Origin of the sequence: Rhizobium centroccidentale (assembly GCF_030182565.1) — a bacterium.
Taxonomy (GTDB): domain Bacteria; phylum Pseudomonadota; class Alphaproteobacteria; order Rhizobiales; family Rhizobiaceae; genus Rhizobium.
In genome coordinates this window covers 202,904-224,520 of the sequence record NZ_JAQJCG010000009.1, presented here as the reverse complement: position 1 = coordinate 224,520, position 21,617 = coordinate 202,904, and the positions used below count along the sequence as shown (strand labels likewise).

At 59.4% G+C, this 21,617-nt stretch carries 24 protein-coding genes; 13 read left to right on the top strand and 11 right to left on the bottom strand.

Annotated features, from left to right (window positions below; translation table 11 throughout):
* Positions 1-8: 8 nt before the first annotated feature.
* Positions 9-1,046: a dipeptidase gene (locus PH562_RS14815; protein WP_113228761.1), complete on the bottom strand. Its 1,038-nt coding sequence runs from the start codon at positions 1,044-1,046 to the stop codon at positions 9-11.
* An 86-nt stretch (positions 1,047-1,132) separates the two neighbouring features.
* Here PH562_RS14815 and PH562_RS14810 point away from each other — a divergent pair, with 86 nt between their 5' ends.
* The 4 genes from PH562_RS14810 to PH562_RS14795 all read left to right on the top strand — a co-directional run bounded on the left by PH562_RS14810 (position 1,133) and on the right by PH562_RS14795 (position 3,930).
* Positions 1,133-1,558: a hypothetical protein gene (locus tag PH562_RS14810; RefSeq protein WP_285173835.1), complete on the top strand. Its 426-nt coding sequence runs from the start codon at positions 1,133-1,135 to the stop codon at positions 1,556-1,558.
* A gap of 144 nt (positions 1,559-1,702) precedes the next feature.
* Positions 1,703-2,806 carry a helix-turn-helix domain-containing protein gene (locus PH562_RS14805; protein WP_285173834.1) on the top strand — a complete coding sequence of 368 codons (1,104 nt, stop codon included), beginning with the start codon at positions 1,703-1,705 and terminating at the stop codon, positions 2,804-2,806.
* 269 nt (positions 2,807-3,075) lie between these two features.
* Complete coding sequence (locus PH562_RS14800; protein WP_075853184.1) at positions 3,076-3,297, top strand: hypothetical protein; 222 nt, start codon at positions 3,076-3,078, stop codon at positions 3,295-3,297.
* A gap of 195 nt (positions 3,298-3,492) precedes the next feature.
* Positions 3,493-3,930: a VOC family protein gene (locus tag PH562_RS14795; RefSeq protein ID WP_285173833.1), complete on the top strand. Its 438-nt coding sequence runs from the start codon at positions 3,493-3,495 to the stop codon at positions 3,928-3,930.
* A 136-nt stretch (positions 3,931-4,066) separates the two neighbouring features.
* Here the strand turns inward: PH562_RS14795 and PH562_RS14790 are convergent, their stop codons facing one another.
* From PH562_RS14790 to PH562_RS14770, 5 genes are all read right to left on the bottom strand, one after another.
* On the bottom strand, positions 4,067-4,438 hold the full coding sequence (locus PH562_RS14790; RefSeq protein ID WP_167078014.1) for a hypothetical protein: 372 nt from the start codon (positions 4,436-4,438) through the stop codon (positions 4,067-4,069).
* Positions 4,439-4,661: 223 nt separating this feature from the next.
* The gene (locus tag PH562_RS14785; protein ID WP_285173832.1) at positions 4,662-5,084 is read right to left on the bottom strand and encodes a hypothetical protein; all 423 of its coding nucleotides are present in this window, start codon (positions 5,082-5,084) and stop codon (positions 4,662-4,664) included.
* A 116-nt stretch (positions 5,085-5,200) separates the two neighbouring features.
* A complete protein-coding gene (locus PH562_RS14780; protein WP_285173831.1) occupies positions 5,201-6,025 on the bottom strand; it encodes a hypothetical protein in 825 nt (274 codons plus the stop codon).
* Between the two features lie 205 nt (positions 6,026-6,230).
* Positions 6,231-6,644: a hypothetical protein gene (locus PH562_RS14775; protein WP_285173830.1), complete on the bottom strand. Its 414-nt coding sequence runs from the start codon at positions 6,642-6,644 to the stop codon at positions 6,231-6,233.
* Between the two features lie 174 nt (positions 6,645-6,818).
* On the bottom strand, positions 6,819-7,841 hold the full coding sequence (locus tag PH562_RS14770; RefSeq protein ID WP_285173829.1) for a LacI family DNA-binding transcriptional regulator: 1,023 nt from the start codon (positions 7,839-7,841) through the stop codon (positions 6,819-6,821).
* Positions 7,842-8,006: 165 nt separating this feature from the next.
* On the opposite strand from PH562_RS14770, the gene ltnD reads away from it, so the two are divergent.
* The 6 genes from ltnD to PH562_RS14740 all read left to right on the top strand — a co-directional run bounded on the left by ltnD (position 8,007) and on the right by PH562_RS14740 (position 13,568).
* A complete protein-coding gene (gene ltnD / locus PH562_RS14765; RefSeq protein ID WP_285173828.1) occupies positions 8,007-8,915 on the top strand; it encodes an L-threonate dehydrogenase in 909 nt (302 codons plus the stop codon).
* A 3-nt stretch (positions 8,916-8,918) separates the two neighbouring features.
* Complete coding sequence (gene otnK, locus PH562_RS14760) at positions 8,919-10,193, top strand: 3-oxo-tetronate kinase (RefSeq protein WP_285173827.1); 1,275 nt, start codon at positions 8,919-8,921, stop codon at positions 10,191-10,193.
* Positions 10,190-10,840, top strand: a complete 651-nt coding sequence (otnC, locus tag PH562_RS14755) for a 3-oxo-tetronate 4-phosphate decarboxylase (protein ID WP_285173826.1) — start codon at positions 10,190-10,192, stop codon at positions 10,838-10,840. The genes otnK and otnC overlap by 4 nt, the downstream gene beginning before the upstream one ends.
* Before the next feature lie 2 nt (positions 10,841-10,842).
* Positions 10,843-11,607: a hydroxypyruvate isomerase family protein gene (locus tag PH562_RS14750; protein ID WP_285173825.1), complete on the top strand. Its 765-nt coding sequence runs from the start codon at positions 10,843-10,845 to the stop codon at positions 11,605-11,607.
* A 201-nt stretch (positions 11,608-11,808) separates the two neighbouring features.
* Positions 11,809-12,795 (top strand): D-erythronate dehydrogenase, encoded by a 987-nt coding sequence (gene denD, locus PH562_RS14745; RefSeq protein WP_285173824.1) that lies wholly within the window; start codon positions 11,809-11,811, stop codon positions 12,793-12,795.
* Complete coding sequence (locus PH562_RS14740; protein WP_285173823.1) at positions 12,792-13,568, top strand: SDR family oxidoreductase; 777 nt, start codon at positions 12,792-12,794, stop codon at positions 13,566-13,568. The genes denD and PH562_RS14740 overlap by 4 nt, the downstream gene beginning before the upstream one ends.
* A gap of 57 nt (positions 13,569-13,625) precedes the next feature.
* Here PH562_RS14740 and PH562_RS14735 read toward each other — a convergent pair whose 3' ends face one another.
* The 3 genes from PH562_RS14735 to PH562_RS14725 form a co-directional block, all read right to left on the bottom strand.
* Positions 13,626-14,588 (bottom strand): S1C family serine protease, encoded by a 963-nt coding sequence (locus tag PH562_RS14735; RefSeq protein WP_112415069.1) that lies wholly within the window; start codon positions 14,586-14,588, stop codon positions 13,626-13,628.
* Between the two features lie 161 nt (positions 14,589-14,749).
* Entirely contained in the window at positions 14,750-16,333 is a 1,584-nt protein-coding gene (locus PH562_RS14730) for a diguanylate cyclase domain-containing protein (RefSeq protein WP_285173822.1), read from the bottom strand.
* A gap of 129 nt (positions 16,334-16,462) precedes the next feature.
* Positions 16,463-16,906 (bottom strand): MarR family winged helix-turn-helix transcriptional regulator, encoded by a 444-nt coding sequence (locus tag PH562_RS14725; RefSeq protein WP_285173821.1) that lies wholly within the window; start codon positions 16,904-16,906, stop codon positions 16,463-16,465.
* A 78-nt stretch (positions 16,907-16,984) separates the two neighbouring features.
* Between PH562_RS14725 and PH562_RS14720 the strand changes: the two genes are divergently transcribed.
* Positions 16,985-18,253 (top strand): FAD-dependent monooxygenase, encoded by a 1,269-nt coding sequence (locus PH562_RS14720; protein WP_285173820.1) that lies wholly within the window; start codon positions 16,985-16,987, stop codon positions 18,251-18,253.
* Between the two features lie 94 nt (positions 18,254-18,347).
* Here the strand turns inward: PH562_RS14720 and PH562_RS14715 are convergent, their stop codons facing one another.
* Positions 18,348-18,854: a hypothetical protein gene (locus PH562_RS14715; RefSeq protein ID WP_285173819.1), complete on the bottom strand. Its 507-nt coding sequence runs from the start codon at positions 18,852-18,854 to the stop codon at positions 18,348-18,350.
* Between the two features lie 166 nt (positions 18,855-19,020).
* Between PH562_RS14715 and PH562_RS14710 the strand changes: the two genes are divergently transcribed.
* A complete protein-coding gene (locus PH562_RS14710; protein ID WP_285173818.1) occupies positions 19,021-19,653 on the top strand; it encodes a lysozyme inhibitor LprI family protein in 633 nt (210 codons plus the stop codon).
* Positions 19,654-19,801: 148 nt separating this feature from the next.
* On the opposite strand, the gene PH562_RS14705 is transcribed toward PH562_RS14710, so the two are convergent.
* Entirely contained in the window at positions 19,802-20,050 is a 249-nt protein-coding gene (locus PH562_RS14705) for a hypothetical protein (protein WP_095437480.1), read from the bottom strand.
* Positions 20,051-20,330: 280 nt separating this feature from the next.
* Between PH562_RS14705 and PH562_RS14700 the strand changes: the two genes are divergently transcribed.
* A complete protein-coding gene (locus PH562_RS14700; RefSeq protein WP_285173817.1) occupies positions 20,331-21,554 on the top strand; it encodes an ROK family transcriptional regulator in 1,224 nt (407 codons plus the stop codon).
* Positions 21,555-21,617 lie beyond the last annotated feature (63 nt).

Genomic DNA, 21,617 nt, shown 5'->3' with positions numbered 1-21,617 from the left:
CGCGCGCCTCAGCCGCCCCAAGTCTGTTCGAGGACGCGGACCCAGTTCTGATGCGCGACCTTGGCAAGCGCCTGATCGTCGAACCCATGCGCACGCAGGGCTTCGATCAGCTTCGGCAAGCCGCTCGCATCGCCAAGCGCGGCTGGAATGGTCGTGCCGTCGAAATCGGAGCCGAGCGCGACATGCTCGATGCCGATACGTTCGGCGATGTAAGCGACGTGGCGAACGAGGACTTCGAGCGGCGTGTCAGTGTTCCTCACACCATCATCCCGCAGGAAGAGCACGCCGAAATTGATGCCGACCAGGCCGCCGGTATCGCGGATCGCATCAAGCTGTTTGTCGGTCAGATTGCGGCTATGCGGGCTGATGGCATGCGCGTTGGAATGCGAGGCGACCAGCGGCGCATTCGATAGTTTAGCGATATCCCAGAATCCCTGCTCGTTCATATGCGAGAGATCGATCATGATCCTAAGCTCGTTGCAGGCGCGGATCAGATCCTTGCCGGCGTCGGTGAGCCCGGGGCCGATATCCGGCGTCGAAGGAAACCGGAAAGGCACACCATAGGCAAAGACGTTGGGGCGGCTCCAGACAGGTCCGAGCGTGCGCAGGCCAGCCTCATGAAGGACGTAAAGCGCATCGAGATCGGCCGCGACCGCTTCCGCACCTTCGATATGGAATACCGCAGCGAACTGGCCCTCGGCAATCGACCGCTTGATATCTGCGGCCGAGCGGCAAACCTTCACAGCTCCCTCGGACCGGGCTTCGATTGCAAGCAGAAGCCGTGCCATCGCCAGGGTTTCATTCAGGGCGTCGGGCTGAGCAGGTGTTGCGAAATCGGCATTTTCAGCCCTTGGTTGATCCGGCGACGGGATAAATATGGCGCAGAGACCGCCCGCGAGGCCGCCACGGCGCGCGCGAGGCAAATCGATATGTCCGGCAGCTTCACCATTCAGGAAAGCGTTGACAGAATTCAAGCCGCCGCGACGCAGCCGGAGCAGCACGTCGTTATGGCCATCGAAGACGGGGATTATCGAAGATTCGGTCATGTCTCATTCCAAAAATTGTAGTTGATATCTGCCTAGGCAAGCTTGGCGGAATGGGCAACTGCAAACTACGCATAGGGTCTGTGAAAATGGAATTGGTCGTTTGCAAGACGCGACTGTCAAAATCTTCGGAAAATACGGCAGCTGCCGGGCGGTGCCACACCAACGAGGCAAAAGCGGAACCGTTTCGCAGCCGTTTTGCAGGGTGTCTCGATGAAGCGGGCTTTCGTTTTCGCCTGAATATGCTCGGACGGAGGATGCCGATCCCCATGCCGCGTTTGAGTTGGCAGATGTGCCGGCACGAGACAAATCGGCTCAGCCAGCGCCATATTTTGCGGCAATTGCAGCGGGAATATGGGTTTGGCGACCCGCAACACTTGCTTTTTCTAAAATGCGCAGCAATTGAAAGCCTTAGTATGGTGAAAGGGCTAGGAATACGGCAGGGATTACAGCAGCATATCGACACGCTGAAGAGGGCGGCGGCCCGAAGCAGAAACGACCGCCTGCTTGAATGATGGATAGAGAGTTGATGGCGGCGCTCATGTCCCGTCCTGGCCGTATTCGAGGAGAGCGGATTGTCTGATTTTCGGCGCGAAGAACGATCCGGATCTGCGTCAGACGAGGCGAAGGATCAGTCATGGCGCAAGGAGAGGAAATCCTTGCAGTCAGAACGGCGGCGCTTTCCGCGATCGGAGGAAGCGGCGACTGAGGAAGCCCTGCCTCCGCCAGCCTTGCAGCCGTTGAAGTTCTCGACGCGCGACATCGAGCCGGCCGCGCAATTTGCCGCCTGGCAAGCCTATGTCGCTCCCGTGGCTGATGTCCGACTGCCGGATAATGTCTCGCCGGAAGCCGGCTTCCCGGCAGACCACATCGCGTGGAATCTCGGCGGCATGCTCATCGTTCAACACGACACCCCGCCCCACAGCTACATGCGCTCGCAAGCGAAGGCGAAAACCAACCACATTGATCACTGGCACATTTCGGTACTGAGCAGCGGCCGGACCTGGACAGAGGTCGATAGCCGAGTTCTGGAAGGCAAGCCCGGCAAGGTCGAACTGCGATCGCTGGGACACCCATTTCGAGGGCGCTCTACCGAGGCGAAAGGCCTCTCGCTCTTCCTGCCGAGAGCATTGCTGTTCGACGTTCCCACACCTGTGGAGATCGAGAACAATATTGCGCTCTCCGGCGTGTTCACCAGCATGTTGATCGAATTCCTTGATAGCGTCGAAAACAATATTGCGCGCTTTGCAGCCACCGATCTACCGCATGTCGTCCAGACGGTGCGCAATATGATCGTGGCTTCCGTTTCGACCTCGGCAGCGCAATCGACCGGCACGGAGCAGCATAGCACCCTCGCCCTGACGGAACGCGTGCGGCGGTTCGTGGAAGGCAATCTCACTTCGGGCGATCTGACAGTCGAGCATATATGCCGCGAGCTCGGCATATCCCGCACCAGGCTCTATCAGATATTCGAACAATATGGCGGCGTGCACCACTATATTCAGCGCCGTCGCCTCCTGTCGGCTCATGCCGCCCTCAGTGATCCCGCCAATCGGGAGCAGATCGTCGACATCGCCTTTGCGGTCGGCTTTTCCTCGGCAGCGCACTTCAGCCGAGCCTTCGGCAAGGAGTTCGGCTATAGTCCCCGTGAAGCTAGAAACCTTACCATCCCGCGCTATCTCGGGCAGGTCATCTCACCGGCATCGTCCGGGAGCAGCCACTCCTTCGACGAATGGCTGAAAACCCTCGGCTATTATCACTAGACAGCGGATTTCGATGCCTCAAGACAGGCGCGCGTCCGGAGGGCATGTGCACGTGAAGGGCACATCTTCCCACCAATCCCTGCGTCTGCCCGAAACCGCACTTCAGCAATTGCGAAAATGGACGCTGCTGCAAGTTTCTGGATGCACGTCTAACGACATATGGTGCGTAACCCATTAAAAAAGAAGAACAATAGTCGTTCGGAGATCAAAGCCCTAGTGTTTGGTGATGTACTGTGCGTCCAACGGGGCAAGTCATAGGGAAAACAGCAATGGTATCTACGCGCCAGACAATAGAGATCAGCAAGCCTCAGCATCCCGTCAATGACTCTTACCGCGCGGTCGAGCGCGAAGAGGTCCTTGAAGTGGCCTTTCGTGACTTTGTTCAAATGGCGCTCACGGCCGGCTGGAACGAGCCCGAGGTCGCTTTGACCTTGGCCGATATTGCCGATGACTATGTAATGGCTCTCGCTGGTAGAGTTGCTGAGAAATAGTGTTCCGCGTCCGTCCGCGCTCCGCAGGGGTGAGCACGAACGGTTAGAAGCAACTCTTCAGCATGCCGTCGGTGACACCGCTCAAAAGAACAAGAAGGCGGCTCACCGGCGGCATGAATTTTATTAGGCAAGCAGTCAGCATGCTTCCTTCATGCCCTGCCCCATCCAGGCAAGATTTGTAGAAAGCAGGTCACGATGAAGATCAGGCAACATCTCTGGTTTCAACATGACATGGAAACGGCGATTGAACTTTATACGTCGCTTATCCCGGGTTCGGCAGCCGGATGGGTCTCAAGTATTCTCACCGACAATCTGAATGGACCGGCCGGCAGCGTAAAGTTTGCAGGCTTCACGCTTGGAAATCGTGCCTATATGGGTTTCGAGGCAGGGCCATTCGACCGCTCGGAGCACAGTTCTTCCATCACGGTCGAATGTGCGACACAGGATGAGGCGGACCGTTTGCGCTATGCGCTGGGGAAAAGTCGTCCGGATGATCGCGGCCTTGTGAGAGATCCGTGGGGCATATATTGGCAGCTTCTGGTCAGACAGCAGTGCGCCGACGCCAAAATATCGGCCAAATCCGAGCAAATCGACAGCGTCACAGCCGCAAAGAAGAAATTCGCCGCCGCCTGAAAGGCGCGGCAAAGCTATCGTAAAATTCGCAGGCCGCGGCAAACGCATGGCTTTCAGCCAGTCAAAAGCATGCGCTGCCGTGATATAAGCGGAGGCCGATCCACACTCGGCTTCCGCTTATGCTTTACTTCGAGCGTCAGTCGAGAACCGGGCAGCCGCGTCGATTGGCGAAGACCATACGGTCTGGACCGCCGTCGTTCCAACCGCGAACGACGATGCGCCGTCCGTTGCTGTCGACCGAATCAATGCGGCGGAAACCTTCCGCCCGCGCGGCGCGCATGAGATCGCGTCTGTCGCAGCCGCGATCACGATCCCAGCCCCTGTCGCGGTCACGATCCCAGCCGCGCGGCGGACCTCTCCAGTCTCGATCCTGGTCACGCTGCCAGGGCGGCGGCGCATAACCGTCATCGCCGCCATAATATTGCGCCGAAGCGACAGACGTCATCAGTTGCAACGCGGCCAATCCGACCACGGCGATTCGCGAAATCCGTACCAAACCTTCAAGCATTTCCCTTACCCCCATTTCCTGTCTCGTGGAAAAAGATAGAGATACGCCGATTCGCATGAACTCTGCCTGAACGCAGCCGGAGCCCGATTAGGCCCCGCGCTGCCGCACGATCGCAGCGTTTTTGCGTGGCATGTCTCAGCCGAAGGGAGGTGCGAAACTCTTCGCTCTCCTCGGCACAGGCGGACAACGCATGAAGACGCCGGTGTGTTCGATTGAACAAGAGCTATCGCGTTTTGGAGCCTTTGGAGATGTATGGTTTCCTCCCGGCGGTACGGCGGGGAGGCAGCGGCTGCGATAGCCGGTCTCGACCGTGCCAGTCCGTGATTGCCGAATGGATCGACTGGGACAGCAACATCGCGCCGGCCAAGCAATAGAGCAGCACGATGATGGCCGCCTCGATGATCAGCGGCAGAAACGCGAAACGAGCGCCCGGGCTTTCTTCCTCTTCGGGAAGCAGATCAGGCAAGCCGAGGATCATAGCCGTCAGCGGCGAAGCAAGAATGATGACGAAAGCGACGGCGTGGATCCAGAGACGGAACCGAGGCAATTTTCCCGCCACCCAAAAGGCTAGAAGCGGGATACCGATATTGCATAGCAGGCCAAGTGAAACAGCGATCTCTGTCGGGAGGATCGAATCGTCGAGCATGAATTCCCAATCCCTCAATGCTACCCAGATTAGTGCCATGCACCTTGAAAAACAACTTGATCGGCCGCGCCATCCCCCAGCGGTACAGGGCTGTCCCTATCAGAAATGAGCGTCAATCATTGCCACCATGGCTCGCGGCGATGCCATTTGAGATCACGCCGGCGGCTCCTTCCGGCAGCCTTCCTGTCGCCCTTCAAATGATCCAGATAGCTGCCCAGGGCGCTGTTGATGAAGACATGGGTTTTCGTCAGGCTTGAGCCGAGCCGCCTGAATCTGGCTTCCTTGTCCCGTTCCATCTGCTGGAGCACCTTCCAGAAGACGAAACTGTCATGGCTTTCCTTCAGCGTCAGGAAATAGCCGGAGGAATAAGCCCCTTCGAAACGGTCGATGAAGGTCGATATCGCCGGATGACGCAGATTGTATCCCACCCATCCGCATTCGGGATAGATCCTCCTGTTCAAATAGGCGGCAAGCTGATTTCCACGCGGCGCGATTCCGTCGAGAAAACTCTTCGGAATGGCCCTATGGGTCACGGTATCGGCATCGAGCCAAATCAGCTGATCGACCGTGTTATGATAGCGCCTGACGGCATCGGCGACCGCAAAGACCTTGTTGGAAAAGCGCACCGCGTCCCACCGGAAATCCCGCACCAACCCATTGCCTGACGAGATATATCCATTTGCCTGCGGCTTGCTGCCATGGGCATCGCGAAAGCTGCGCAGCCGGGGCAATGTCTCACAATGGTCGAACACCAGAAGACGGCGGTCCTTCTCCTCGATTTCGACATCCTCGGCATAAACGACCAAGGAAACTTCCTTCGGCCAGCGGGCAAGGAAGGTCTCGATGCATTTCTTGCCGTAGTCGCGATAACCCTTTTCATGAAAGGTGGTGACAACGATATGGCTCAACTCTTCCCGTTGCCACGGATTGGTCAGGAACATCGGCAGTCGGACTCCGCAATAAGGTAACTGCCTATGCGTCTATCCGATTGTCTTAGCCTGCCGGTTTCCGAACATTTCCGAACTGTGGACTTTCCGGGAAATCTTGTTGCAAAGCTTAGGGTGATCAGGCAGGAACCCACATGCAGGCATCACGGCACACATGGTTCAAGCGGACCTGTCGCCGACCTCAGTCCGCGCACGCGGTCTATTTGATGGTGAAGCCGGTCGTTTCCATCACCTTGCCGTTGACGGAAAATTCGATCTCGTAGCTCCCGACGGGCCAACCATTGTTTGGTTTCGTCATCGCGGATTTCACGTGATTGGTCAGGGAGCCGATATGCAGATCGACACTATCGATCTTGTAATTCGGCGGCGCCGCGCCGCCGGTGTCGACGGCAATCCATGCAATGTTGACATCACTCCCCGACGGGACCTCCTTCGTCAGATGGGCTGAAACAAAAATCTTCGGCGTATCGGGAGCAAAGCTGCTTTGAGCAGCATCCGAATCCTCCTTGGTCGAAACGACGATATCTTTAAAGCCGGCAGCCCATGTTCCCGAGGAAATCGCGGATATGGCACTGGCGGCAAAAGCGAAAATCACAGCCTGGGGGAATCGCATTCTCGAAGATCCTTTGCTTGAGAAGAGCACATTGTGCCGAACGAAAGAGACGGTCACAGCGCGCAGCTGTTTCCCAGTTGAAGCAACCAACGAAGAGGATATTGGCCTCCAGCGTGCGCCGGCAAGGTTTGGACTTTCATCGCGCCGTCGGACGAGAGAAATTATGACGAGATATCAAGAAGCGCCGGCAGCCGCTCCATAGCCGTCAATTCCCACGATTGTCGGCTTGAACACTATGGTTTTTCCCATCGCATCCCCGTTGGTCACGACTGCGTGGCGCACCAATTGAGCCGCAACCTCGCCGATAGCGCGCCGGGGCGAGCGGGAGGTAGCGATCCGCGCAGGCAGCGAACCGACCAGATCCAGCCCATTGAAGCCGGCAATCAGGATCTTCTCGGGAACCGCAACGCCCAGCTCCATGCAGGAAAACAGCCCGCCACTCGCCATGTCGTCATTGGAGTAATAGATGCAATCGAGATCCGGCACCGCCGCGAGCATGGCCGTCGTCAGCCGTTTTCCAAGCGCGATCGAGGAAAAGGCGTCATCGATCCGCTGCTCGGCAAACGCCAGACCATGGGCATGCAGGACGCGTTCGAAGCCGGCCTTGCGCTTAGCCGCGCGCAGATCCCTTGTCAGAGCACTGCCGACATAACCGAACCGTCTTCGCCCCGCCGCAATCAGAGCCTCGGCCATATCCTCTCCCGCCGCGCGATGGGACAGTCCGACATTGAAATCGATCGGCGTGCCGTCGAGATCCATGAGCTGGATGACCGGAATATTGGCGTGGCGGAGCAACTCCACCGTCTCCCCCGGTTGATCAAGCCCGGTGACTATGATGGCGCAGGGCTGCCAGGAGAGCATGTCGCGGATGATCTCGCGCTCCTTGGCGACATCATAATCGGATATGCCGAACACGGCTTGCATGCCGGAACCGTCGAGCCCGGCGGAAATGCCGGCAAGGACCTCCGGAAAGACGATGTTCGACATGCTGGGAACGACAACGGCGACCAGATTGGTGCGCTGCGAGGATAGCGAGAGCGCCAGCCTGTTGCCGACATAGTTCATCCGCGTCGCTGCTTCGATCACCCTGTCACGCGTCTCGCTGGAAACGTCGGCGACGCCGCGAAGCGCACGCGATGCCGTCATCTTGCTGACGCCCGCTTCAATCGCGACTTCTTCCAGAGTGGGTTTGCGCATCCCCAAGCAACCCTCGATGAACCCATGCGGCTGGCACATCGCCGCTCTTCTTCATAGGATGTTTCCTGGAAAAGGCAAACATCCAGCTATTGACAAATACCGGAAAAATGAGCTTGTTATCGATACCGGTACCGGTAACATAGCCGAAAACGCAGAGGTAGCGCTGTGCAAAACACGAAGAAGGTCGCCGTCATCGGCCTGGGGTCCATGGGCTGGGGCGCCGCCCTGTCCCTTCTGAAAGCGGGTTTTAGCGTGCGCGGCTGCGATGTTCGCAGCGAGGTCCTCGCCCGTTTTGCCGAGAACGGTGGCACAGCCTGCACAACGCCGGCGTCAGCGGTCGAAGATGCCGACGTGATCCTCGTCTATGTCGTCAACAGCAAGCAGGTCGAAGACGTGCTTTTCGGGCAGGATGGCGCGCTGAAGACCGCACGGCCCTCGACCGTGTTCCTGCTCTGCACCACCATGGCCCCGAGCGCGACGATCGCCATTGCCGAAAAACTGGAGGAAGCAGGCATGCTCGTCGTCGATGCCCCCGTTTCCGGCGGCCACGTCCGGGCGCTCGCGGGCGAAATCACCGTCATGGCATCCGGGACGCCCGCGGCCTTCGATAAGGCATCCGCGGTGTTCGACGCCATCTCCGCCAAGGTATTCCGTCTCGGGAATCGTCCCGGTGCCGGTTCGCAGGTCAAGATGATCAATCAGTTGCTGGCCGGCGTGCACATTGCTGCAACGGCCGAGGCGATGACGCTTGCCGCCAAGGCGGGCATCGATCTGAAGACGCTCTATGACGTGATCTGTGTGTCCGCCGGCTCCTCCTGGATGTTCGAAAACCGCGGGGAACACATCGTATCGGGCGACTATACACCGCGCTCGGCAGTCAACATCTTCGTCAAGGATCTTGGCATCGTCACATCGGAGGCCGAAAAAGCCGGCGCCGTCACTCCACTCGCCGCGACGGCGTTTAACCTCTTCGTCGAAGCATCGGAGGCGGGCCTGGGCCTGGAGGATGACGCCGCGGTTGCGAAGATCCTGGCCGCCAGGAGCGGCGCCAGCCTGCCGGGCGTAGAGGAATAGGCCATGACGCTCCTGCTTGGCTGCATTGCCGATGATTTTACCGGCGCGACCGATCTTGCCGCGCTGCTGGCGCGCAGCGGACTGCCCGTTTCACTTCGGATCGGCATTCCGCAAGACAGACGCTACCCGAAGGAGACCGCGGCTTTCGAGGTCATCGCCCTCAAATGCCGGACGTCGCCGGTCGATATCGCCGTGAAGCAGGCACGTCAGGCGCTGGCATGGCTGAAGGAAGCCGGTGCTAACCGCTTCTTCTGGAAATATTGCTCGACATTCGACAGCACCGCCGACGGCAATATCGGTCCGGTCGCTGAGATGCTGATGGCGGAAACGGGTGCGGCCCAGACGATCTATTGCCCCGCCTTTCCAGAGAATGGACGCAGCATCTTCATGGGTCATCTGTTCGTCGGCGAGCAGCTTCTGTCGGAAAGCCCGATGAAGGACCACCCGCTGACGCCGATGCACGATTCAAGCCTCGTGCGGCTTCTGACGCCGCAGGTGAATGGCGCTGTCGGCCTTGCCAACCGTAATATCGTCTCGAAGGGTGCGGAATCGCTGAGAGCAAAGTTGGCGCAACTCTGCAACGGCGGCATTCGGCATGTAATCGTCGATGCTGTATCCGACGACGATCTTCGAACGATCGCAGCAGCATCTTTCGACATGCCGCTGGTAACGGGCGGCAGCGCGATTGCCGGCCAGCTTCCGCAATTCTACATGGAGCAAGGTCTCGTCAGCCTTTCCGAACATCGACAGGCACTGCCAAAGATCACCGGCGGTTCGATCGTCCTATCCGGCAGTTGCTCCGCCATGACGCGGAAGCAGGTTGCCAATTACGCCGGCAAGGTCACCAGCCTGCGGCTCGATCCGATCGCGCTTGCAGAGGAAGGCCCCGGCACCGCGCTGGAATGGCTGCGCCAGCAATCCCCCGAAGCGCCGAAACTCATTTACGCCACCGCCGAGCCTAATGAAGTGCGGCAGGCGCAAGAACGTTTAGGGCAGGACAAGGCAGGCAAAGTGGTCGAGGACGCTCTTTCCGAGATCGCCCGCACGGCCTTCGATTGCGGCACGCGCCGTTTCGTCGTTGCAGGCGGCGAGACGTCCGGCGCAATCACGCAGGCACTCGGCGCGGCCCATTTGACTATCGGGCCGGAAATCGCACCCGGCGTGCCTTGGACTTTCACGACCCTTGGAGGTGAAACAGTCGCTCTAGCTCTAAAATCTGGCAATTTCGGCAAGGAAACCTTCTTTACGGATGCTTTCGACCGATTGGAGACGGCATGAGCGAAGAAGCGAACTTGCGTGAACAGATATGCATGATGGCCAAGTCGCTCTACGACCGCGGTCTAACCGCCGGCTCCTCCGGCAATATTTCGGCACGCCTTGGGGACGGCAGGCTTTTGGTGACGCCGACGGGCAGTTCCTTCGGACGCCTCGACCCCGCACGCCTCTCGCTATTCGACGACAAAGGGCGTCTGATCGGCGGCGACAAGCCGACCAAGGAAATGCCGCTGCATGCCGCCTTCTATGAGACACGGCCGAAGAAGACAGGCGCCGTCGTTCATCTCCATTCCAGCCATTCGGTGGCACTCTCGATCCTGCCCGGCGTCGATGCCGACAACATGCTGCCGCCGCTGACGGCCTATTCGATCATGAAGCTCGGCAAAGTAAAACTCCTGCCCTATTTCATGCCGGGCGACCCGGCGATGGGCGATGCCATTCGCGGACTCGCCGGCAAGCGCAGCGCCGTGATGCTGGCGGCACATGGTCCCGTCGTTTCAGCCAAAGATCTGGAGGCGGCGGTCTATGCGATTGAAGAACTGGAAGAGACGGCAAAGCTTGCCATCTTGACCCGTGGCACTAATCCTTCGCTGCTGACGGACGCGCAGATTGCTGACCTCGTTCGCACCTATGACGTGGAGTGGGACTAAACATGACGCGCTTTTCCGCCAATCTGGGTTTCCTGTGGCAGGAGCTTTCCCTTCCCGACGCCATCCGCGCTGCCAAAGCCGCCGGCTTCGATGCGGTGGAATGCCATTATCCATATGACACGCCCGCTGAAGCTGTGCGTCAGGCATTGGAGGAAACAGGCCTTACCATGCTTGGCCTCAACACCGCTCGCGGCAATGTCGCGGCTGGCGATAACGGGCTTGCCGCCATTCCGGGCCGCGAGAATGAAGCTCGTCGCCTCATCGATCAGGCGATCGATTATGCGGCCGCCATCGACGCGCGAAACGTGCATGTGATGGCGGGCAAGTCCGCCGGCGACGTGGCACGGGGCACTTTCATCGCCAATCTGCATTATGCCTGCGAACGCGCCGGCAAGATAGGAGCGACCATCCTGATCGAGCCGCTCAACTATCGCGATGCGCCAGGCTACTTCCTTCAAACGGCGGATCAGGCACTCGACATCATAGCTGCGGCCGGCGCCGAGAACCTCAAACTGATGTTCGACTGCTATCACATCCAGATCATGCAGGGCGACCTGACCCGCAGGCTGCAGGATCATATGGCGGCAATCGGCCACATCCAGATCGCCGCCGTTCCGGATCGGCGGGAACCGGACCACGGGGAGATCGACTACCGTCATATTCTGCAGTTCCTGGAGAAGCTTGGCTATGACAGGCCGATCGGCGCGGAATATCGGCCGACAACCACAACAGAGGCCGGGCTCGCCTGGCTGCAAGCATACAAATGACGTAGCGCCCGGCATCCAGCATGCATAGCGGCCTTCAAGGAGATTCACTCGGGAAGTCTCACGAACACTGATATCAGCTTGGAGCAGCTCAGCTTTTCATTGAATCCTTGAGCCGCTCCGTCTGTTTGTTTTCTCGTAATTCCGGTCGGAAAACCGATACGCACTTTTCCTGGAATTGCTCTATTGGGAGGAAAATCCGATATGCATGTTTTGATCCTGGGCGCTGCCGGCATGGTCGGCCGCAAGCTCGTCAACCGCATCGCCGCCGAGCCGACGGTTCTCGGTAAGGCTATAGATCGCCTGACGCTGGTCGATGCCTTCCAGCCGCCGGTGCCGGAAGCGCTTCAATCCATATCGAAAGCCCTGACGATCGACCTTGCGATCGCCGGCGTTGCGGAAAAGCTCATCGAAGACCGCCCGGATATGATCTTCCATCTCGCCGCCATCGTCTCCGGCGAAGCAGAGGTCGATTTCGACAAAGGATACTCCGTCAATCTCGATGGCACGCGAGCGCTCTTCGAAGCCATCCGCCAACAGGGCCTGAAATCGGCCTATACCCCGCGCGTCATCTTTGCCTCCTCCATCGCCGTGTTCGGCACCCCCTTCCCCGAAATTATCGGCGACGATTTCCTGACCGCGCCACTGACGAGCTACGGAACGCAGAAGGCAATCACGGAGCTCCTGCTTGCCGATTATTCGCGCCGAGGCATTTTCGATGGCATCGGCATCCGGCTGCCGACCATCTGCGTGCGTCCCGGCACTCCCAACAAGGCGGCCTCCGGCTTCTTTTCCAACATTCTGCGCGAGCCGCTGGTCGGCAAGGAGGCTGTCCTGCCCGTCAGCGACACGGTGCGGCACTGGTTTGCAAGTCCCCGCTCTGCCGTCAGCTTCTTCGTGCACGCCGCAACGCTCGACACGGCGAAGGTCGGGCCGCGTCGCAATCTCACCATGCCGGGACTTTCGGCGCTCGTTTCCGATGAGATCGATGCGCTCCGCCGTGTCGGTGGCGACAAGGCGGTTGCGCTCATCCGCCGCGAGCCTGACCCGGTGATCGAACGCATCGTCGCCGGATGGGCGACCCAATTCGACGCCAAGCGTGCGACCGATCTCGGTTTCAAGGCCGAACAGAGCTTCGACGAGATCCTGCGGGCGCATATCGAAGACGAACTGGACGGGAGGGTCGCATGACGGAGGCGTCATCGAATACTGGAGGCGCAATCGCGCTGGTGACCGGCGGCGGCACGGGCATTGGCCGAGCCATTGCCAAGGCGCTCGGCTCGGCAGGCTTCAAGGTCGTCATCTCAGGGCGCCGGACTGACGTTCTCGAAAAAGCCGCCCACGAGCTCTCCGAAGAAACGGGGGCGGAGTTTCTTGCGGTGGCGGCCGATGTCAGTGACCCTGTATCGGTTCGCAGCCTTTTCGATGCGATCTCCAGTCACTATGGCCGCCTCGATCTTCTGGTCAACAATGCAGGCATGGGCCTGCCGGCCGTGCCGATGGAGGAGTTGAGTTTCGAGCAGTGGAGTGCGATTGTCGGCGCAAACCTGACGGGCGCGTTCCTGTGCACGCAGCAGGCGTTCCGCCTGATGAAAGCTCAGGTGCCGCAAGGCGGCCGCATCATTAACAACGGCTCGATCTCCGCAACTACACCGCGGCCCCATTCCGCACCCTATACGGCCACGAAGCACGCCATCACCGGCCTCACAAAGTCGACGGCACTCGACGGCCGACCCTTCGACATCGCCTGTGGCCAGATCGATATCGGCAATGCCGCCACCGATATGACCGCAAGGATGAGCGCCGGCGTGCTGCAGGCGAATGGCGAGACCGCGGCAGAGCCGACGATCTCGGCAGAGCATGTCGCCCGCGCCGTCGTCTACATGGCAACCCTGCCGCTCGATGCCAACGTCCTCTCGATGACTGTCATGGCAACGAAGATGCCGCTTGTCGGCAGAGGATAAAAGAGAACGGCAGCACCGCGAGTGCAATGCTGCCGTCTCAGGGATTAGCACCATTCGTTAAATAGCAGGGCGTGCCGAAGGCTTGACCTGTCTGCGCTCGATCAGGCCGGCAACGCTGAAGATCAAGACCTCGATCTCCATGCCGATCTTGTCGCCATCAAGCAGCCGGACGACATCGTCTATGCCGGAGACGGCGTGCCCATCGATGGCAAGCAGATAGTCACCCTCCTGCAGGCCACCCTTTTCCGCCGGACTATCCTTCTCGACGCGGCGCAGGCGCACAGCGGTCGAATGGGTGACGCCAGCCTCAAGCGCGATGCGCCGATGCAGCTCGACCGTATCGGCGGCAATCCCGATATAGGCGCGTCGGACATGGCCGAAACGCAGGATCTCGGACACCACATGTTTGGCGGTATTGGAGGCAACCGAAAACGCGATGCTCTGCGCGCCCTGTATGACGGCGGTATTGACGCCGATCACTTCGCCGGCGGACGAAACCAGCGGACCGCCAGAATTACCGGGATTGAGGGCGGCATCCGTCTGAATAATATCTTCCATCAGACGCCCGCTGGCCGCGCGCATGGAGCGGCCAAGCGCCGAGACGATGCCGGCGGTCACAGTCCATTCGAAGCCGAGGGGATTGCCGATGGCGATCGCGATGTGACCGCGCTTCAGCGATTTGGAATCGCCAAGTCGCGCCCAATTGCCCGGCCAATCATTGGCGCGAATGAGAGCGAGGTCGGTATCCGGATCGCGCCCGAGCACCCTGCCCTCAACGGTTGCCCCTTCCGGGGTCTTGATGCGTACGGCCTTGGCATCGTCAACGACATGATTGTTGGTGACGACGAGGCCATCAGGCGAAATGGCAAAGCCCGAACCGTGCCCGGCGCGGCCACCCAAACGCTCGATCCGGCTGACGGCCGGACCGACGAGATCGACAGCACTCGATACCGATTGCGAATAGGCATCCAGCAGCCCGGCATCGGATGACGGCTGGATGTCACGATCAATAAAGCCCATAAAAACTCCTCCGACGCGGACGCGTCGCATAGAGGAACGGCAGCAACTGTTGGGAACCAGGAGGCTGTCAGTTCGACAGATTGAAACAGTGGCTACTGAAATGAGGAGAGATCAAGCCAAGTTCAAGAGCCACATAGCCCCGTGCATTTCTGAATCGCCTCTTATCTCATGCGCCCTGAAACAGCCTGTTGGCGGTGGTCGCCGCTCGCCATCCGCCATGTGTTCCGGCCGTTGGCTTTGGCTCCGTAGAGGGCGCGGTCCGCTTCCTGAATCAGAACTTCTCCGTTCTCGCCATTCTCCGGCGCCGCCGAAACGCCGATGCTGATACCGATATCGACGGTGGCGCCCTCGATGCGAAAGGAGGATTTGAAGGCAGCAATGCAACCCTTCGCCACATCGGGGATATCGCTTCCTTCCCCGGTCATCAGGATGGCAAACTCATCGCCGCCCAAGCGCGCAACCATGTGGCCTCTGGCTGCGCCGCGCAGCCGCTCGGCCACCATCTTGAGAACCTCGTCGCCGGCCGCATGCCCGAAAGTGTCGTTGACCGGCTTGAACCCATCGAGATCAAGACAGAAAACGGCGACGCCCGTTCCACTGTTCATCTTCAAGGCGTCATCGAGGGCCTTGTAGAAGCACATCCGGTTCGGCAATCCGGTTAGCATATCGTGCCGTGCCAGACGATTGGCTTCGGCCTCCGCGAGAATACGATCGCTGACGTCGGCGATAGTCAGCAGGAGGCGGCGTTCCAGGCCTTCATGGAGCAGCCGAACGTAAACAAGCACGTGGCGTTCCGTCCCATCGGCCACTCTTTGTCGCCAGACGGTTCTGGCCTCGCAGTCGCCTTCGAGTTCGAGAAGGCCATCTGCAAAGCGATCCGCCTCGCTCTCGACATGCATGTCGCACGCCCTCCGCGAGAGCAGCGTCGCTTTTGAAAAACCATAGAAGTCGATAGCTGCCCGGTTGACCTGAATGATCTGCAGATTGCTGCCATCGCATAGGAGCATCGGCATCGGATTGGCATCGAAAAGCTGCCGCAACCGCTCTTCGCGCTGTTTCAGCTCACTAATGTCTATCCGCATTCCGATGGCCCCGCCGTCGGGCGTGCGCCGATCATCATGCCGAAGCCATCGCCCATCCTGGAGCTGCTGCTCCTCCTGTGAAACCGGCTGGCGAAACTTTCGCATGCGCTGCTTCAGCCACATATCCTTGTCTTCGACGACCTCCGGCATGCGGCCGCTGGCAAGGCTGATCTTCAGGATATCTTCGAAAGCGATGCCCGGTTTGAGGTGATCGGCGATATCCGGATAGAGCTCCGCATATTTCTCGTTCCACAGAACGTAGCGATCACTCGCATCGAAGACGCAGACCGCTTCCGGCAGCATCTCTATCACATATCGAAGGCGCAGATTGGCCTCTCTCGCCGCCACCGCGGCATGGCGATCTTCGTTTCCTGGTTCGATAAGAACCGCCGTCAGCCTTCCTGACGCCGAGAACCAAGTCATGACGTTGACCCGGCAATCCCGTCGATGGCCGGCGCCTGTCACGAGCAATGGCTGCGAGGCAGCGTCCGGCAGCGGCCAGTCCGGTATCAAATCCAAGACGGATAGGTCGTGAGGCGCATCTGAAAGGATAAAGAGCTCCAGGGCTCCCGCATTGGCAAAGACGATCGTGCCGACGGCGTCGAGCACAAGTGCCGCCATCGGACAGGCTTCCAGGAATGCGACGATTTCCGCGTCCAGCATCTTCTCCCAGCGGGCCTTCAAATTTATCCCCAAGCCCGATTATAACATCGGATAGTAAAGAAATGCCGTAGATCATGGCAAGACGTACCGCGTTCCTAAAATCGGGGCATCGTCCGCCGGCGATTGAATTCAGCTCTTGTCCTGCTGTAACAGCCGCTCGAGCTCTCGCTCCTGCATCTCGATGGCTTGTGTGATGAACCGCAAGATCACCTGCTTTTCCGCCTCGGAAAACTGTTTAAGCATCTGCGCGCCGGCCTGCTCGATTGGGCCATAGGCTTCGCGTCCCAGCCTGATCGCCTTCTCGGACAGCGCCACCAGCACACGACGCCGGTCGTTCGGATCGGGAACGCGGTGGAGAAGACCCCGCGCCGAAAGGCGATCAATCAAGGCGGTAACCGACGGCGGCGCAAGGCCGATAGCCTTGGCGACGGCGTTTGCGGGCTGCGGCGCGCGCATGATCACGCTGAGGCATCGCCGCTCGGCGCTGTTGAGCCCATGCAGCTTGCCGAAGGTTTCGTCGAAGCTCTCGGTCACCTCCTGCCAGCGCATGCAGGCAAGGCTGATCGCTTCCATGAGGCGATGCTGTTCTTCATTTGACTTTTGTTCGACCATCGAATAATTCATTTATCAAACTATTAGAAGGAAGAACCAATGTGCCCCATTGACGATCCTGCCGCAACCATGAATCGAGCGACACACCACGAGGCGACGATCGGCATATGCGGCGGCGGCATTGGCGGGCTTGTGCTCGCGCTGCGGCTGGCAAGGCTCGGCTTTCGTCCGGTGCTGTTCGAAGCCCGTTCCAGAGAGGCCGCCCTGTCCGAAGGAGAGTTTCTGACGCTCGCTTCCAACGGCATGAACGGGCTGCGCACGGTGGACTGCTACGAAGAAGTGTTGCGCGAGGGATTGGAAACCCGCGCCATCGAGCTCTGCAATGCCCGCGGCAAAAGGCTAGCGCTCGTCGACCAGAGCGACCATTTGGCGACGTTCGGCACACCAGCCGTTACCATAAGGCGCGGCGTTCTTACGGGCATTCTGATCGAAAAATGCCAAGCCGAAGGCATCACCATACAATTTGGCCGGCGCGTGACCAACGTCGACAATCACGCGCATGCCGTAACGCTCAACTTCTCCGAAGGTGCCGGTCTTGCCGTCGACCTGCTCGTTGCCGCCGACGGACTGCGGTCCTTCGTCCGCACGCAAATATTTCCGGATTACCCCCTACCGCAATTTACGGGTCTGATCGGCACAGGCGGCATCGTCGATGCCGACATACCGGATACCGATGGCGTGATGCGCATGACCTTCGGCGAGAAAGCCTTCTTCGGCTACCTCAAGACGGCCTCCCATCCCGTCTACTGGTTCGATTCCTTCCCCGCCGACACGCCGGACGCGGTACGCGCATTTGAACCGACGGCACTGGCCGCTCACGTCCGCCAGATGCATGCCGACGATCCCGAACCCAATCGCTCGATCCTTCGCACTGTTGACAGGATCGAGCGCAGCTATCCAATTTTCGACATGCCGCAGCTTCCGGTCTGGTCGAGCGGGCGCGTCGTACTGCTCGGCGACGCCGCGCATGCCATCGGCCCGCATGCCGGCCAGGGTGCCTCGATGGCCATGGAGGATGCCGTTGTTCTGTCCGCCTGCCTGGCAGATACGCTCGACTACGGCGCCGCCTTTGCTCGCTACGAAGCCTTGCGACGCCCGCGTATTGCGCGCGTGGTTAAACTCACCCGGCAAAATGCTTCCAGAAAACGAAAAAACAGTCGGCTCAGCCTGTTTCTGAGAGATCTGCTTCTGCCCCTGCTTATTCCGATAAGCGTCCGAGCTGGCCGCAAATTGTTCGCATATCGAGTAGACCTCGATCCGTTGCAAGCAAATCCCTCGACCGAAAGCGGTCAAAAGCATGCCGCCTGACATTGGGCGGTCTGTGGACCGATGCAAGAGGTCGGAATAGTCGGCGGAGGCGTACGGGTCCGTTCGCCTCCGCGCTCCTGCCAGCACAAAGGAGCTATTTGCGCGGCCATGCCAGCCTGCTCCAATTTGCAATATAGATCACGAATGCGATGAACATTCCCGATCCAATAAGGTCGAGCCGGTGTCGGCCGAAAAGAAATAGGCCGAAGAACGCCAGGCCGATCGAGGAGGCGGCCAGGAAGAGCGATGGGACTACGCTTGTGATGGGCACCCCTGCCTCGCCTTCGGCTTCGACGCCATCGCCGGTCACGTGACCATTGGAGCCTGGTGATCGGTTACCGAGCCTGACTGTTACCTTGCCGCGCCTAGTGGCGAGCCTGCCCCGAACCTTCTTTCTCGAGGTCAGCAGCACGAGCGCCATCGATATCAGCATGCTGCCGAAGCCCCAGGAGAAAACCGTGCAGGCCGCCATGGCGGTCGCATTTGCATAGGTCCGATAAAGATGAAGTGCCAGGGCTCCCATTGCTATGGTGAAGGCAAGAAACAAGGAACCGACGATCAGGAATGTGACCCTGCCGGACAATTGCGTTTCACCTTCCACGTGACCTCCCCATTGATGTCCATCTGCTCAATGCAAATTAGGAGAATACTGACGATCTTCAAATGCCGACGCGATATTCGGCCCAGTTCAACTGCACGCCGGCATGATCTTTACGAAGCCGCGAGCAGCCATAATTAGCTGACGTATCGGGTGATGGAGGTGCCTCATGCAGATAGCAAAATCCGTTTCGGCCATGATCATCATCGGCCTTTCTGCCATACCTGTCGAAGCCGCGGGGATCAATTGCTCAAAGCCAGGCTCGCCAAGCGACCATATGATCTGTCAGGACAAATCGCTGCTTGCTCGCGATGCGATGGTGAGAGATCTCTATGCCGCCGCATTGAAACGCGATGATGCGGACAAGGTTCGGGAACGGCAGCTGCGCTGGATCACCAAAGTGCAATCCTGCAGCGATGCAGCATGCGCCCGGCAGGCCTATGACGACCAGATTGCGTCTCTCTTGAGGACTAAGGGCGGACAAAGCGCTTCGACGGATTTCCAGTCGAACAGCGCCGACGGCAATGAGGGCCACCTTGCGATCTTCGGGCCGGTCGATGGTCTCCTCGCAGTTTCGCTCTCCTCGACCTTCGTCGGCCCGGGCGGAGCAGATGCCGGCGATGTCAATGCCGACGGTCTCGACGGCGTCGTGCCGCTGGCGAAAGAACATGCTGAACTCTCCAGAGACGCGTGCAAGATCGGTCTCGATCGCCTCAACGCAAAGACCTGGCGCGTGTCGCAGGGGGGCACGTGCGATTTCGCGAACGGCGTGACCCTGCAGGGTACCTACCGCAAAGAGTAATATGGTCTGAGCGCGGTTGGCTGCCAAGCGAGGAATATCTCGCAATATGGCAGCGTCACCGTGCACCATTGATAACCAGGAACTTTTGTGATCCGGCCGCCGGCGACGGCCGGAGTGTTTTGAGAAATCCTGAGTTCGGACGATCAGCTCAGCTGCCGACTGCGTCGGAGGTGCACTTCTTGACGAAGCTCGTCTTGGCGGCACCGGCAAGCTTTTTCGATGCGGCCTGAGTATCGCAGGCGCTTGCGGCATCCTTCTCGCATTTCTTGGTGAAACTCGTCAATGCGGCGCCTGCCAGCTTCTTGTCGGCAGCCTGGGCCTTGCATGTCGCATCCGCTGCCATCGCACCGCCTGCGATGCAGGTCGAGATAATGGCTATTCCGAGCAGTCTGATCATCGAATTCCTCCGGGGCTTACCGCGGCAAAAGGCCGAGGTAATCAGACACTAACGCAATGCCAGCCGCAGTAAAGATATGCGCCAATCATCCACGCAAAAGAAAAAGCCTTCTATATTATCCCTTAAACGGCACGGACCCAGCCGACCCAGTCTTGAATCGATCGACAAAAGAATAGAAACTGCCCACATAGGGCAAGCAAAGTCATGCGGCCACCCTCACCTCACGCACTGGCGAAGCGCGACAAGCAGCAACACGAACTGAGTGCTCCACTATCCTCTCATGAAAACTATTTCAGGCACGAATCTCGAACAGGCCAAATCTCACAACCGGCGCGTCGTGATCGAAGCCATTCGCACCAATGGCCCGATGTCGCGGGCCGCCATTGCCCGCATGACAGCGCTGACCACGCAGACGGTTTCGAATATCGTGGAGGAACTCGCGCGTTCGCATCTCCTGATCGCGATGGAGGCGCAGAAGATCGCCCGCGGTCAACCGATCACGCCCTACATGATCAATCCGGCTGGCGCCTACTCCATCGGTTTGGAACTCGGGCGCCAGCGTGCGGCCGGCGTGCTCACTGATTTATCCGGCACGGTCTGCGCCCGCGTCGAATGCCATGTCGACAGGCCGGGACCGACCGAGGCGATGCCGGTCCTTGCGGAGATTGTCAGGGATCTGCAGAAAGCCTTTTCCTTTGATCGAGACAGGCTGCTTGGCGTCGGTATCGCCTTGCCCGGACGCTACGCCGATGGCGGCGTAACCTCGCTCAGTCCGCTCAATCTGCCGGGTTGGCAGGATTTCCCCGTTGCCAGCGCACTCGAACGCCTGATCGACCTCCCGGTACTCGTCGAAAACGACGCCACGGCAGCGGCGATCGGCGAGCGGCTCTATGGCGTTGCCCGCGGTCTTGGCAGCTTCGTCTATCTCTTTCTCGCCGGCGACGGCGGCATCGGCGCCGGCATGTTCCTCGACGGCCATCTCTACAAGGGCAGCCGCGCCAACGCCGGCGAAATTGGCCATATCATCGTCGAGCCGCATGGCAAGCTCTGCAGCTGCGGCAAACGCGGCTGCCTCGATCGCTATGTCTCGCCATCCGTCGCTTACGAATGTCTGGGCATAGAGAATGCGCAGGAGCTGGATCCCGACGACCTGGATGCGCTGATCGCGGCAAACGGCCATGGCTTGAAGGCATGGCTGGAACAGGCGGTACAGCCGCTGCGCCAGACAATCGACTTTCTCGAGCTGGCCTTCGATCCGCAGACAATCGTGCTTGGCGGCAGTGCGCCGACATCCTTGATGACAGGGCTGGCCGAAAGCGTCGAGCCTCTGCACACCCCGGTCAACCCAACGGAAGAGCGCAGCATTCCACGGTTGATGATCGGCGCCAGCGGCAAGGATACCGCCATTTTAGGCGCGGCCGCGCTGCCCATCTTTTCCGAAACAAATCCGCAGTTCGATGTCCTGCAGAAGCCGTTGACGCATCGTGCCGTTATTCATTCTTGAACGGCCGCGAATAGAGCCGGCCTTGTATTACTGATTTAACTCAGGCGCGGTCAACGCGGATCG

What these genes read in the sequence shown, in the direction of transcription:
- PH562_RS14790 (WP_167078014.1), bottom strand. Translation starts at nt 4,438, where the DNA reads ATGCTTGAAGGTTTGGTACGGATTTCGCGAATCGCCGTGGTCGGATTG.
- PH562_RS14800 (WP_075853184.1), top strand. Translation starts at nt 3,076, where the DNA reads ATGGTATCTACGCGCCAGACAATAGAGATCAGCAAGCCTCAGCATCCC.
- PH562_RS14735 (WP_112415069.1), bottom strand. Translation starts at nt 14,588, where the DNA reads ATGGGCTTTATTGATCGTGACATCCAGCCGTCATCCGATGCCGGGCTG.
- PH562_RS14810 (WP_285173835.1), top strand. Translation starts at nt 1,133, where the DNA reads ATGGAATTGGTCGTTTGCAAGACGCGACTGTCAAAATCTTCGGAAAAT.
- PH562_RS14740 (WP_285173823.1), top strand. Translation starts at nt 12,792, where the DNA reads ATGACGGAGGCGTCATCGAATACTGGAGGCGCAATCGCGCTGGTGACC.
- otnK (WP_285173827.1), top strand. Translation starts at nt 8,919, where the DNA reads ATGACGCTCCTGCTTGGCTGCATTGCCGATGATTTTACCGGCGCGACC.
- PH562_RS14750 (WP_285173825.1), top strand. Translation starts at nt 10,843, where the DNA reads ATGACGCGCTTTTCCGCCAATCTGGGTTTCCTGTGGCAGGAGCTTTCC.
- PH562_RS14775 (WP_285173830.1), bottom strand. Translation starts at nt 6,644, where the DNA reads ATGCGATTCCCCCAGGCTGTGATTTTCGCTTTTGCCGCCAGTGCCATA.
- otnC (WP_285173826.1), top strand. Translation starts at nt 10,190, where the DNA reads ATGAGCGAAGAAGCGAACTTGCGTGAACAGATATGCATGATGGCCAAG.
- PH562_RS14795 (WP_285173833.1), top strand. Translation starts at nt 3,493, where the DNA reads ATGAAGATCAGGCAACATCTCTGGTTTCAACATGACATGGAAACGGCG.
- PH562_RS14815 (WP_113228761.1), bottom strand. Translation starts at nt 1,046, where the DNA reads ATGACCGAATCTTCGATAATCCCCGTCTTCGATGGCCATAACGACGTG.
- PH562_RS14725 (WP_285173821.1), bottom strand. Translation starts at nt 16,906, where the DNA reads ATGGAAGCGATCAGCCTTGCCTGCATGCGCTGGCAGGAGGTGACCGAG.
- denD (WP_285173824.1), top strand. Translation starts at nt 11,809, where the DNA reads ATGCATGTTTTGATCCTGGGCGCTGCCGGCATGGTCGGCCGCAAGCTC.
- PH562_RS14700 (WP_285173817.1), top strand. Translation starts at nt 20,331, where the DNA reads ATGAAAACTATTTCAGGCACGAATCTCGAACAGGCCAAATCTCACAAC.
- PH562_RS14770 (WP_285173829.1), bottom strand. Translation starts at nt 7,841, where the DNA reads ATGCGCAAACCCACTCTGGAAGAAGTCGCGATTGAAGCGGGCGTCAGC.
- PH562_RS14785 (WP_285173832.1), bottom strand. Translation starts at nt 5,084, where the DNA reads ATGCTCGACGATTCGATCCTCCCGACAGAGATCGCTGTTTCACTTGGC.
- PH562_RS14720 (WP_285173820.1), top strand. Translation starts at nt 16,985, where the DNA reads ATGTGCCCCATTGACGATCCTGCCGCAACCATGAATCGAGCGACACAC.
- PH562_RS14710 (WP_285173818.1), top strand. Translation starts at nt 19,021, where the DNA reads ATGCAGATAGCAAAATCCGTTTCGGCCATGATCATCATCGGCCTTTCT.
- PH562_RS14730 (WP_285173822.1), bottom strand. Translation starts at nt 16,333, where the DNA reads ATGCTGGACGCGGAAATCGTCGCATTCCTGGAAGCCTGTCCGATGGCG.
- PH562_RS14705 (WP_095437480.1), bottom strand. Translation starts at nt 20,050, where the DNA reads ATGATCAGACTGCTCGGAATAGCCATTATCTCGACCTGCATCGCAGGC.
- PH562_RS14780 (WP_285173831.1), bottom strand. Translation starts at nt 6,025, where the DNA reads ATGTTCCTGACCAATCCGTGGCAACGGGAAGAGTTGAGCCATATCGTT.